Origin of the sequence: Sphingobium sp. UBA5915 (assembly GCF_002431195.1) — a bacterium.
GTDB classification, from domain to species: domain Bacteria; phylum Pseudomonadota; class Alphaproteobacteria; order Sphingomonadales; family Sphingomonadaceae; genus Sphingobium; species Sphingobium soli.
In genome coordinates, this window is the sequence record NZ_DJDV01000089.1 from 53,161 (window position 1) to 66,066 (window position 12,906).

The 12,906-nt window shown below is 63.5% G+C and carries 10 protein-coding genes; 1 reads left to right on the forward strand and 9 read right to left on the reverse strand.

Annotated features, from left to right (window positions below; translation table 11 throughout):
* Complete coding sequence (locus B2V90_RS15415) at window positions 1–2,763, forward strand: [protein-PII] uridylyltransferase (RefSeq protein ID WP_228221425.1); 2,763 nt, start codon at window positions 1–3, stop codon at window positions 2,761–2,763.
* Between the two features lie 26 nt (window positions 2,764–2,789).
* On the opposite strand, the gene B2V90_RS15420 is transcribed toward B2V90_RS15415, so the two are convergent.
* The 9 genes from B2V90_RS15420 to B2V90_RS15460 form a co-directional block, all read right to left on the reverse strand.
* On the reverse strand, window positions 2,790–3,293 hold the full coding sequence (locus B2V90_RS15420; protein WP_228221426.1) for a L,D-transpeptidase family protein: 504 nt from the start codon (window positions 3,291–3,293) through the stop codon (window positions 2,790–2,792).
* The gene (gene ribA, locus B2V90_RS15425; protein WP_228221427.1) at window positions 3,290–4,360 is read right to left on the reverse strand and encodes a GTP cyclohydrolase II; all 1,071 of its coding nucleotides are present in this window, start codon (window positions 4,358–4,360) and stop codon (window positions 3,290–3,292) included. The genes B2V90_RS15420 and ribA overlap by 4 nt, the downstream gene beginning before the upstream one ends.
* Complete coding sequence (locus tag B2V90_RS15430) at window positions 4,360–5,157, reverse strand: exodeoxyribonuclease III (RefSeq protein ID WP_228221428.1); 798 nt, start codon at window positions 5,155–5,157, stop codon at window positions 4,360–4,362. Before B2V90_RS15430 ends, ribA begins: the two co-directional genes overlap by 1 nt.
* 266 nt (window positions 5,158–5,423) lie before the next feature.
* A complete protein-coding gene (locus tag B2V90_RS15435; protein ID WP_009823306.1) occupies window positions 5,424–6,062 on the reverse strand; it encodes a LolA family protein in 639 nt (212 codons plus the stop codon).
* 265 nt (window positions 6,063–6,327) lie between these two features.
* Window positions 6,328–8,649: a DNA translocase FtsK gene (locus B2V90_RS15440; protein WP_228221429.1), complete on the reverse strand. Its 2,322-nt coding sequence runs from the start codon at window positions 8,647–8,649 to the stop codon at window positions 6,328–6,330.
* Window positions 8,650–8,751: 102 nt separating this feature from the next.
* Window positions 8,752–9,240 carry a GNAT family N-acetyltransferase gene (locus tag B2V90_RS15445; RefSeq protein WP_228221430.1) on the reverse strand — a complete coding sequence of 163 codons (489 nt, stop codon included), beginning with the start codon at window positions 9,238–9,240 and terminating at the stop codon, window positions 8,752–8,754.
* Window positions 9,237–10,139, reverse strand: coding sequence for a DMT family transporter (locus B2V90_RS15450; protein ID WP_228221431.1), 903 nt, complete (start codon window positions 10,137–10,139; stop codon window positions 9,237–9,239). The genes B2V90_RS15445 and B2V90_RS15450 overlap by 4 nt, the downstream gene beginning before the upstream one ends.
* 13 nt (window positions 10,140–10,152) lie before the next feature.
* Entirely contained in the window at window positions 10,153–11,313 is a 1,161-nt protein-coding gene (gene ispG / locus B2V90_RS15455; RefSeq protein WP_009823310.1) for a flavodoxin-dependent (E)-4-hydroxy-3-methylbut-2-enyl-diphosphate synthase, read from the reverse strand.
* An 85-nt stretch (window positions 11,314–11,398) separates the two neighbouring features.
* A complete protein-coding gene (locus B2V90_RS15460) occupies window positions 11,399–12,700 on the reverse strand; it encodes an OmpP1/FadL family transporter (protein ID WP_228221432.1) in 1,302 nt (433 codons plus the stop codon).
* Window positions 12,701–12,906 lie beyond the last annotated feature (206 nt).

Genomic DNA, 12,906 nt, shown 5'->3' on the forward strand with positions numbered 1-12,906 from the left:
ATGGTCATGCAGTTTCCCGCCTTAGGATCGCGTCGCGCGATCATCGACCGGCGCGCCATTTCCGATCGGATCAACGCCCTGGCGCTGGAGCACCGCGGCGATCCCATGCGGCTGCGCGGCCTGATCGTGCAGGAACTCAAAGATGCGCTCGACCATGGCCGGGCGGATGTCGCGCGCCGATTGGAGGAGCGGCCGACGCGTGGACGCGAAACGGTGAGCGCCTTTGCCTTCCTGATCGACCAGATTCTGCGCTTGCTCTATGACGCGACGACGCATCACCTCTATCCAGCCGGCAATCGCAGCACGGGCGAGCGGATCGCGCTGATCGCCGTGGGCGGCTATGGCCGGGGCGAAATGGCGCCGCACAGCGATGTCGATATCGGCTTCATCACCCCCTGGAAACCGACCGGCTGGACCGAGCAGGTGATCGAATCCATGCTCTATTCGCTCTGGGACCTCGGCTTGAAGGTCGGGCATAGCAGCCGGTCGGTCGATGAGACGATCCGCATGGCCAAAAGCGACCTGACGGTCCGCACCGCCCTGTTGGAAGCGCGCTATATCTGGGGCGACCGCTCGCTTTATGAGGAAAGTTCGACCCGGTTCGACACCGAAGTGATGCAGGGCAATGCCCGCGCCTTCGTCACCGAAAAGCTGGAGGAACGCGACGAACGGCACCGGCGCATGGGCGACAGCCGCTATGTCGTCGAACCCAATGTCAAGGAAGGCAAGGGCGGCCTGCGCGACCTCCACACCCTCTTCTGGATTGGCAAATATGTAAACCGCGTCCGCTCCGTCGCGGAATTGGTCGATGTGGGCCTGCTCACCCAGGCGGAGCTGCGCCAGTTCCAGAAGGCGGAGGATTTCCTCTGGGCGGTTCGCTGCCATCTCCACAGCATTACCGGCCGGGCTGAGGATCGGCTGACCTTTGACCTGCAACTGGAAACCGCGACCCGGATGCATTTCACCGGCCGCGCCGGCCGTTCAGGCGTGGAGCGCTTCATGCGCTATTATTTCCTGAACGCCAAGACGGTGGGCGACCTGACCGCCGTCTTCCTGGCGCATCTGGACGACCAGCTTGGCCCCAAGGGTCGACGCTATATCCCCAGCCTGTTCCGCCGGCCCAAGAAGCTGGAGGGGTTCGTGCTGGATCGCGGGCGATTGAGCCTGCCGAGCGACGATTTTTTCCAGGCGGACCCGGTGCGCCTGCTGGAGATATTCGCGCTGGCGGACAAGCACGGGCTTCAGATTCACCCCAGCGCCATGCGCGCGGCCAGCCGCGATGCTGGCCTTATCACCAACAAGGTGCGCAAGGACGCGCGCGCCAACGGCTTTTTCATGGACGTGCTGACGTCGCCGCGCGATCCCGAAACGGTGCTGCGCTGGATGAATGAATCGACGGTTTTTGGTCGCTTCATCCCCGACTTTCGCCGCGTCGTCGCGCAAATGCAGTTCGACATGTATCATCATTACACAGTCGATGAACATACGATCCGTGCTGTCGGCCTTCTCGCGCGCATCGAAAAGGGAGAGCTTGGCACCGACCACCCGCTCGCTACCGACCTGATGGGCAAATTGCTGTCGCGCCGCGTCCTCTATGTCGCGGTGCTGCTGCATGACATTGCCAAGGGTCGGGGCGGCGACCACAGCATATTGGGCGCGGACATCGCCGACACGCTCTGCCCGCGCCTTGGCCTGACGGCGGCGGAGACAGAGACCGTATCTTGGCTGGTGCGCTATCATCTGCTCATGTCGGCCACGGCCTTCAAGCGCGATCTCGCCGACTATAAGACCATCCTCGATTTCGTGGAGGTAGTGCAAAGCGCCGAGCGGCTGCGCCTGCTGCTGTGCCTGACCGTCGTCGATATTCGCGCGGTGGGGCCGGGCGTATGGAACAGTTGGAAACGGCAACTGCTCGGCGATCTCTACGAATCGGCAGAGGAGGTGCTTCGCCTTGGCCACAAACAGAAGGGCCGTAGCGAACGGGTCGCCGCGAAACAGGATATGCTACGCCAGACATTGGGCATGAGCGAGGAGACTTTCGACGCGCTCAGCAGCCGCCTGCCCGAATCCTACTGGATCGCGGAGCCTGAAGACATCCTGATTCATAACGTCCAGCATATCCTGGAATCGGGCGATTCGCCGCTGTCGATCGCCGCGCAATATTATCCGCAACGCGGCGCGACGCTGGTCACGGTCTATGCAGCCGACCATCCGGGTCTTTTCTATCGTGTCGCGGGCGCCATCCATCTGGCCGGCGGCAATATCATCGACGCGCGCATCCATACGACGCGCGACGGCGTCGCCATCGACAATTTCCTGGTACAGGACCCGCTCGGCGGCGCGTTTCACAGCCCCGAGCAGTTGAAGCGCATTCGCAGCGCGATCGAGGATTCCCTGTCGAACCGACACCGCCTCATTACCAAATTGGCGGCGCGCCCCCTGCCCCGCACCCGCGCCGAGGCGTTTCGCATCGAACCCAATGTGCTGATCGACAACAAGGCGTCGAACCGCTTCACCGTGATCGAGGTCAATGCCCGCGATCGCCCAGCGCTGCTGTTCAGCCTCGCCAACGCGCTCTTCCAGTCGAAAGTCACCGTCCACAGCGCTCATGTCGCCACCTATGGCGAGCGTGCGGTCGACACCTTCTACATCACCGACCTGATCGGCGGAAAGATCGAGAGCAAGGCACGGCTCCAGACGCTTGAGCGCCGGTTGCTGGCTGCGGCCGGTGGCGAGGTCGGCGAGGCGCTGCAACGGGCATAAGGGCCCAACGGCAAAACGGAAGATCGTTAGCGCCGGATGTCCATCCTATCGCCGGGCCGCAACAGCGGCAGCAGGCGCAGCATGTCTGACCGTTCCACCGCCACGCATCCGGCGGTCGGCCGGCCTTCCGACAGGTGGAAGAAAATGGCGCTCCCCTGCCCTGCGACGGGCGGCGCGTCATTATGGCCCAGCACCATGATGACATCATAGGCATCGTCGCTGCGAATCAGGCTCTCTGCGGAAAAGGCGCGGGGCAACCGGACAGGACGATTATAGGCGGGGTCCGCACTATCGTCGGACCAGCCGTCGCTTTTGCGGATCCAGCGCCAGGGCAGATGGATATCGCTCGACTCCACCCTGCCCTGCCGCAGCAACACGCCCCGGATCGGCCAAAGTCCGACCGGCGTGCACCCATCCCCTTCCCGCTTGTCGGCCGCTAAGCGGGCGCCGCCTCGCCCGATTGTGCAGTCCATCGCCAGTTCGCCGAAGGTAAGCCGCCCTGCGGCGCAATCGACGCGGATTACGCTCATAGCTGGTGGCCGGTCCGGTCCCGCTTGGTCGCCAGATAGCGTTCGTTGTGCGGATTGGTCGGCAGGATGATCGGCAGGCGTTCGGTTACTGTGATTCCCGCCGCCTCCAGTCCCGTTACCTTTTTGGGATTATTGGTCAGCAATCGCACCGCACCCACATTCAGCAGATCGAGCATCCGCGCCGCGACCGAAAAGTCGCGCGCATCGATGGCGAAGCCCAGCCGCACATTGGCGTCGACCGTATCGAACCCCTGGTCCTGCATCGCATAGGCGCGCAGCTTGTTGACCAGACCGATGCCGCGCCCTTCTTGCCGCAGATAGAGCAAGATGCCCCATGGCGCGTCCGCGATCCTGTGCAGCGCCTCATGCAATTGTGGCCCGCAATCGCATTTCAGGCTGCCCAGCGCATCGCCGGTCAGGCATTCGCTGTGCAGGCGGACGACCGGAGGCGAACCATCGCGTTTGCCGACGATCAGCGCGACATGCTCGCGCGGCTCGTCCGGACTGCGGAAGGCGACGATCTCCGCCGTCTCGCTCGCCGAGACCGGCAGACGCGCGCGTGTCGCGATGGCCAGATGGATGGCGTCGTCATAGGCGGCGATATCATCAGCGCTTGCCTCCGCCTCCGCATCGCCATCAGCAGCGCTCACAAAATAGGCCGGCAAAATACCTGCAAGCCGCGCCAGCCGAAGCGCCGCCTGGGCGGCATGGGGGCTGACGAGCGGCCGCGCCCGGAAAGGTCCCTTGAGCGGCGAGCCCAGATCCAGCACGGGATCGGCGATGCTGGTCGCGACGTCGGCGTCGATCCAGGGCGTGCGTGCGATCAGCACTGGGCGTTCGGGGTCGGCGGCCGCCAGCTGGTTGGCGAGGTTGAGCGTCTCGGCGCGGGCCGCGGAGATCAAAATGTCGGCGTTGGCGTCGGGATCGAAGTCGGCCAGCGTCACCGCGTCCGCGCCCTCGATCGCCATCAGCCGGATCGCGCCATCGTCCGCGACCAGCCGCACCGGCCAGCCCCGGCGCAGCGCGTCGATCGCGCGCGCGGCGTTGCGCCCTACCCTGCCTGCCATCAGAAGGCGAAGTCCGTGATGATCGGAATATGGTCCGACGGCTTGATCCAGCTCCGCGCCGGTTCGATCACGCGATGGCCGACGGCTTTTTCCGCGACGTCGCGGGTCATCCACATATGGTCCAACCGCCGCCCGCGATCCGACGCCGCCCAATCCTTCGCCCGATAGCTCCACCAGGTGTAGAGCCGGGCGGGTGCAGGATGGAAATGGCGGCCGATATCGACCCAGTCGTTCGACGCCTGCAACCGGCCCAATATCTCGCACTCGATCGGGGTATGGCTGACCACGTCAAGCAATTGGCGATGGCTCCACACATCGCATTCCAGCGGCGCGATGTTGAAATCGCCGGTCAGGATGGTGGGCTTGTCCTCCAGAGCGGCCGACCATTCGATCATCCGCTCCAGAAAATCCAGCTTCTGGCCGAATTTGGGATTCACAGTGCGATCGGGCACATCGCCGCCGGCAGGCACATAGACATTTTCGATCCGCACGCCATTGTCCAGTCGCACGCCGACATGGCGCGCCTCGCCATTGGCCTGCCAGTCCAGCCGGTCATCCTCATGGATCGGCACCTTGCTCAGGATCGCGACGCCATGATGCATGCGCTGGCCGTTCAACACCTGATGGACATAGCCCAGCCGCCGGAACATCTCGGTGGGGAAAGTCTCATTCACCACCTTGGTTTCCTGAAGGCACAGGATGTCGGGCGTTTCCTCTCGCAGCAATTGTTCGACGATGTCGATGCGGGCGCGAACGCTGTTGATGTTCCAGGAACAGACTGAAAGGGTTTGGGCCATGACGATGCCCTAAAAGCCCGCGGGTCGTTGCGCAAGCGGCGGACTTCGGCGCTTATACCGGACAATGTAAGACCCCCGCTCCGGGGGCGTGGAACGGGGGTCTCGATCGCGCCCTTGAAGCGCTTCGCGGCGAAAGATGGGGACCGGGTAACAGGGGGGAAATCCCGGTTTAGCCTTCCGCCGTGAAATGCTGATTAGCGCTGCCGATATGAGCGGCAGATGAACGGATTGGAAAGTTTTTCCATCCACCGCGCCCGATGCTCCGGTCAGCCGCCGGCCGACCGGCCGCGCGGACGCGGATCGGTCCAGCGAAAGGCGGAATCCTCCACCGGCGCGCCATAGCGTTGGTTGGTCAGGCGCACGGCGGTGCGGTTATTCTGCGAATCGAGGGCTACCCAGCCATAAAGTTGAAGGCCAGCCGGGCTGGCCGCGTCGCGCTTGAAAATCATGGTGATAGTGCCGAATTCCGGCCGCTTGGGATCGCGCGCCTGCACCGACAGGATCGAGGGATCATCGGTCGGGATCACCTTGCCGAATTTCGACAGATCCTTGCTCGGATCAATCAGCGCACCCAGCGGCGAATTTCCGATCGGCCAGCGCTGCACCTGCCGCACTTCATAGTCGATGACGGTCAGCGCCTTGCCATCGCCCACGATCAGCAAAGGAACGCCCTTCTGATATTGAAAGCGGATCTTGCCAGGTTGCTTCAGCGTCAGCTTGCCGGTCAGCGTCTGACCATTCCGGTCGGTCTGGCTGAAATCAGCGGTCATGGTCGTGACCGCGCGGATATAGGCATTGACCCGCGACAGGTCGGCATCGCCCTGCTGCGCGGCGGCCGGCAGGGTCGGCACGACCAGCGGCGCAGCGGCAAGGGCCAGCATAAGGGGCGCAACGATGCGCTTCATGGCGTCTAACTCCGGTTCGTTCCTATGGCCTTATGGCCTAGTAGGCGCGGCTTGAACCCGCTGTGAACCTGCTCGTTCCGAAACTGCAAGGATTTCTACAAGCCAAATTTCCGCCGCTCCAATGGCGGAAAAAAAGGGCCGGTCCGAAGACCAGCCCTGAAAGTTTTTAGGAGAGGATGCCTGAAAGGCCTTTTCCCTATGCCTTCACGCGCGCCTGCGTTCAAATGCGAAGCATTCGATGACGATTGCACGTCCTGCAACCGCCTCAGATGGGATTGCCATTTTCGTCGCGCAGCACTTCGCGGCGGCCGACATGGTTGGGCGGGCCGACCAGCCCTTCCTCCTCCATCCGTTCGATCAGGCGCGCCGCGCTGTTATAACCCACGCGCAATTGCCGCTGGAGCCAGCTGGTCGATGCCTTCTGATTCTCGAACACGAGCTGGCATGCCTTGCGGAACAGCTGTGCGTCGGGACTGTCATCGCCCAGATCGACGCCATCAAGCGCGAAGCTGCCTTCCTCCGGCTCCTCGGTGACGGCGGAGATATAGTCTGGCTGGCCCTGCGCGCGCCAATGGTCGGCGACCATGCGCACTTCGTCATCCGACACGAAGGGACCATGGACGCGGGTCAGCCCCTTGCCGCCATGCATATAGAGCATATCGCCCTTGCCCAGCAGCTGTTCAGCGCCCTGTTCGCCCAGGATCGTGCGGCTGTCGATCTTGGAGGTGACGAAGAAGCTGATGCGGGTCGGCAGGTTCGCCTTGATGACGCCGGTGATGACGTCGACCGAGGGGCGCTGCGTTGCAAGAATGAGGTGGATGCCCGCCGCCCGCGCCTTCTGCGCCAGCCGCTGGATCAGGAATTCGACCTCCTTGCCCGCCGTCATCATGAGGTCGGCCAACTCGTCCACCACCACCACGATCTGCGGCAACGGCTGGAAATCGAGCTGTTCCTCCTCATAGATCGGCTTGCCGGTTTCGGGATCATAGCCGGTCTGGACGCGGCGGCCGAGCGGCTTGCCCTTCGCCTTGGCGGCGCGCACCTTCTCATTATAGTTGGCAAGGTTGCGCACGGAAATGGACGCCATCATACGATAGCGATCCTCCATCTGCTCGACGGCCCATTTCAAGGCACGGATGGCCTTGTTGGGTTCGGTCACGACCGGCGAAAGGAGATGCGGGATGTCGTCATAGGTCGACAATTCCAGCATCTTTGGGTCGATCATGATCAGGCGCAACTGATCGGGTGTCATGCGATACAGCAATGACAGGATCATCGCGTTCAAGCCCACCGACTTGCCCGACCCGGTCGTCCCCGCGATCAGCAGGTGCGGCATGGGCGCCAGGTCCGCGATGATCGGCTCGCCCGAGATATTCTTGCCCAGGATGATGGGCAAAGTCGCTTCCTGCCCGAATTGCTCGCTGGTGATGAGTTCGCGGAAGGACACGCCCTCGCGATTGGCATTGGGCAGTTCGATGCCGATGACGGTGCGTCCGGGAATCGTCGCCACGCGAGCCGACAGCGCCGACATGTTGCGCGCGATATCGTCCGCCAGCGCGATGACGCGGCTCGCCTTGATGCCGGGCGCGGGCTCCAGTTCATACATGGTGACGACCGGGCCGGGCCGCACTTCGGTGATGTTGCCCTTCACATGAAAGTCGTCGAGCACGGATTCGAGCAGGCGGGCGTTGCGCTCCAGCGCAGCCTTGTCGATCTTGCCGCCCTGATTGGCAGGAATGGGGTTGAGCAAATCGGGCGACGGCAGCGAACTGTTGCCGAATAGATCGTCCTGGCTGACAGGAGCCATGGCGCGCTGCACAGGCGCCGGCTTGGGCGCCTGGATCGTGATCGGCGGTTTGGGTTCATTCGACACCTGCCGGCGCGGCGCGATGACCCGCTCATCCTCCTCGTCCTGCGACACGGGTTCGTCGGCGGCTGGGCTTCCTGCCAGCGCAAGCCTGGGACGCGGCAGGTTCAGCCGTGGCAACGCAGGGCGGCGCAGCGCGATGATCGGCTTTTCCAGCGCCAGGCTGCGATAGCAGGTGAACAGGCCGACGATCAGTGCCAGGATGATCAAGCCGCCCTTGATCCACGGCGCGGCGGCGGGAGCCTGCACCAGCAGGCTGCCAATCCCCTTGGCCGTCACCAGGCCGATCACCCCGCCCCAGCCGGCGGGCAGGCCGACCAGCGGGTCGGTCTGGAACAATGCCAAGGCGATTCCGACCAGAATGATGCCGAAAAGGCATTTGCCAAACTGGCCCTTCCACCCCGCCATGTCCTGATCGCCCCAGAGGCGACGAGCGGTGACCGCCATCAGCGGCAGGATCAAGGCTACCGGCACACCCAGCAGCCAGAGCAGGAAATCGGCCGCCCAAGCTCCGGGCGAGGCCATGATGTTGGCGACATGATCGCCGGCCACCGTGTTCATCGACGGGTCGCTCGGCGCATAGCTGAGCAGCGCCAGTGCCAGGAACAAGGTTCCCAGCATCAGCGCGATCGCGCCGATCAGCGCGCCGCTGCGTATCAGGCTGCGCTTGAGCATTTCACGCCATTCCGGCGTGCGTTTGACGGTGCGGCCGACGGCCATAACTTACCCATGTCCCCCAAATGTTCCGTTTCGGCACAATGCGCCGAGCGGGGAGTCCGCGTCAAGTCCGCGCCCCGTCGATCTACCGTAACGATCCGTGGTCTAGGGCTGGAGTGCGGCCAAGCGGACGAGCGCCTGCCCATCGACCCGCTGCACTGTCCATTCGTCCATCGCACGCGCGCCTAAGGCTCGATAGAAAGCGATGGACGGTTCATTCCAGTCGAGCACCGACCATTCCAACCGCGCGCAGTCGCGTTCCATCGCGAGCGCTGCAAGGCGGGACAGGAGCGCTTTGCCCGCGCCCAGCCCGCGTGCCTCCGGCAGTACGAACAGGTCCTCCAGATACAGGCCGGGTCGTCCTTCGAAGGTCGAGAAATTATGGAAAAACAGGGCAAAGCCCACCGCCGACCCGTCCGCCTCCGCAATCAGTACCTCAGCCATCGGGCGGGGTCCGAACAAATAGCGGCCAAGCGTTTCGCGATCGGCCTTCACCTCATGCGCCAGCCGTTCATAATCGGCGAGCGCGCGAATGAAGGCCTGTATCGTATCGATGTCGTCGGCCTGTGCCGCGCGAATGATGATGGCGCTCATGCCGTTCCTGCCTCCACATGGGCGATTGCCACCCGTTTCGAGCGCGCCGCGATAAGGCAGCCGGCAATGATCAGCAAGGCGCCCGCCAGCGTCGGTATGGTCAAGGGTTCGCCAAATACCAGCCAGCCGATGATCGCGGCCCAGATGAACGCGCTATATTCCACCGGGATCAGGCGCTGTGCCTCCGCCCGCGCATAGGCCCAAGCCAGCGCCGCGAGCGAGGTAAAGGCCAGGGTCGCGGCAAGGACTATCAATGGGACAGCATCCAGCGAAGGCACGGTCAGCCAGAATGGCGCCGCCAGCGTGAATACGCCCAGCATGATGAGATGCTGGAAAAAGGCGACCTCGATCGGGGAGGCGAGCTGCGCCTGCCTGCGCTGGATGATAAGGTTCCACGCGAAGAGGAGCGCCGAGCCCAATACCGCCAGCGCCCCGATCAGCGCATCGGGTTCATAGCGCCCCTGCAACCGGCCCGACAGGATGACCGCGACCCCAATCACACCCAGGAGCGATGCGCCGATCGCGCGCCGCCCGACACGTTCCTTAAGCAGCCATGCAGCCAGATACAGGGCGATCAACGGCGCGATGAAGGACAGGGCGATCGCCTCGGCCAGCGGCAGGCGCAGGATCGCCCAGAAGAACAACGCCGCCATAGCGGCGACGACGACGCCGCGCAGCAGATGGATCCGCAGCACTGCCGCGCCGGGCCAACGCTGCCGCGTTCCCAGCATCAATATAAGACCAAGTATGGTCCCCGCGAGCGCCCGCCAGAAAAGGGCATTGTAGAGACCTATCTCCAGCCCCAGCCCCTTCATCGTTGCGTCCATCACTGAAAACAGCGCGACGCCCAGGCAGCAGACGGCAAAGGGGGCCGCGACGCCACGCGGCGAGGCGTCCATGGTCGCGCGCTGCCTATTCCGCCGCTTCGATCTTGCCGGCGTCGGTGCTTTCGGCCTCCAGCTTCGCCGCCTCGATCTCGGCTGCCTTGGCCTCCACCAGGCGAACGATATGGTCGACCATATCGGCGTCCTGAACCGTATGATCGGTGACACCCGACAGATAGACCATATGCTTGCCCGCGCCGCCGCCGGTCAGGCCGATGTCGGTTTCACGCGCTTCACCCGGGCCGTTGACAACGCAGCCCAGGACCGAGAGCGACAAGGGCGTGTGGATATGCTGGAGCCTCTCCTCCAGCGCCTGCACCGTTCGGATGACGTCGAAGCCCTGCCGCGCGCAGGATGGGCAGGAAATCACCTTGACCCCGCGGGTGCGGATACCGAGCGACTTTAATATCTCGTAGCCGACCCGCACTTCCTCTTCCGGTTCGGCGGACAGAGACACGCGGATGGTGTCGCCGATGCCGGCCCAGAGCAGATTGCCGATGCCGATCGCGCTCTTGACCGTGCCGCCGATCAGCCCACCCGCTTCGGTAATGCCCAGATGCAACGGACAATCGACCGCCTCGGCCAGCTGCATATAGGCGGCGACGGCAAGGAACACGTCGCTCGCCTTCACCGCGACCTTATAGTCGTGGAAATCCTGATCCTGGAGCAGCTTGATATGGTCGAGCGCGCTTTCGACCAATGCCTCGGGGCAGGGCTCTCCATATTTTTCCAGCAGGTCTTTTTCAAGGGAGCCAGCGTTGACGCCGATGCGGATCGAGCAGCCATTGGCCTTGGCCGCATCCACCACTTCCTTGACCCGCGCTTCGCTGCCGATGTTGCCGGGGTTGATGCGCAGGCACGCCGCACCCGCGTCCGCCGCCTCCAGGGCACGCTTATAATGAAAATGGATGTCCGCAACGATCGGCACGCGGGCGGCGCGCACAATCTGCTTCAAGGCGGCGGTCGATGCCTCGTCAGGGCAGGACACGCGGATGATATCCACACCCACCTCCTCGCAGCGGCGAATCTGGTCGATCGTCGCCTTGACGTCGTGCGTGGGCGTGTTGGTCATCGTCTGGACGCTGACCGGCGCATCGCCCCCCACGGGAACATTGCCGACCATGATCTGCCGGCATTGGCGGCGGGCGATATCGCGCCAGGGACGCAGGCCGGGATTATGGTCAGACATGAAAAAGGGGCTCCGTGGTTACGAAGCCCCTATAGTCATTCGCGCGGCGGGTTGAAACCGCAGACGCGCAGAAACGAACGCCTGATCAGAAGCGGACGGTCAGCGACGCTGCGACCTGGTCGGCGTTGCCACTGGTCTGCGCCAGGGTGGTCGCGGTGACGGTGGCGGGCGCCGGGAAATAGCTGTCGGGACGGATGATATTCGCCTTCTCGACGAAGGTGTGCGCGTAGCTGAGGTTGAGCGCCATCATCTGCGACACGTTCCAGGTCGCGCCGCCGGTCAGCCAGACGCGATCGCCGTCGGGCACGCGGGTGGTCAGATATTGCGGATTGGTGGGCGTGCGGTCGAACATCGTGCCGGCCCGCAGCGTCAGCGCGGGACTGACATCATATTCACCACCGACGCTGACTGAGTAACTGTCCCTGTAATCCAGTTCCTTGTTGGTTGTGCCAGTGGCGGACGTGACCGCAATGCCCTTGAACTTCGACCAGTTATACCATTTGCCGGTAATCATCGCGCGCAGTTGCGGCGTCAGGCGATGCATCATGCTGACGGTAACGATATCAGGCAGATCGAGCGGAGCCGTCGCGGCAAATTCACCATTGGCGGCCGTCAGCGGCGCGGCCACGCCCGAAATGATCTGCGTACCCTGCAGCTTGTGACTGATGCCCGACCGATAATGCACACCGAAGTTCGTGTCGCCCGTGGTATAGAACAGGCCCGCATTCCAGCCCACCGACCAGTCATCGCCCTTCAGGCTGGTGAAACCATCCGTCGGGACAAGCGGCGACACCTGCGGCAGCGCGTTGGTCAGCGTCGCCTTCACATATTGCACGTCCACGCCGCCGCCGATCGACAGATTGTCAGTCAGCTTATAGGCGGCCGAAGGCTGGATATTATAGGTTTTGAGGTTGGTGTAGAGCGAATCATAACGCCCGAAGAAGTCATCGTCATATTCCAGTTTCAGGCCAAAGGGCGCGTTCACGCCCAGGCCCAGCCACAGCTTGTCGGTCACCTGCGCGCTGGCATAGAAGCTCGGCACCGGGATCACGCTCTCGAACGGATTGCCACCATCGCCGCCCGTCACGGGCACGCGCACTGTCGATCCGGGGACCGAACGATAGCTGCCACGATTGGTCTGATGCGCCGACGCCATCAGCGCCGATGCGCCAGCCGACAGCTGCACGCCCTGAAGTTCCGTCATCGCCGCGGGATTGAAATAGATGGTGGACGGGTCGTCCCCGGCCGCAGCGCCGCCCGAAAGCGCGCGGCCAATCTCGATCGGCGACTGTTCCTGCAGGTAGAAACCGCCGGCGAGCGCGGGCACCGGCAAAGCGAGTGCGGCGGTTGCAAGAAGGGACCAAGGCAAACGGCGGTTTAAAGACATGGGGTGCATCCTCTAATTGTTGGCGACTCTTCTTCGGTCCCGGGCGGACGCTGGCTGCAACGCGCGAACCGGGCTTATGACGCAGGCGACTTACCAAAGATGTCGTGAATTTCCAGTATATGCGCCGTCGTTCATCGCACTTTTGCAGGTGGTCGCGCAGGCGCGCACCTCACTGACGCTACGGCTGCCAGACGATGAAGCCCGGC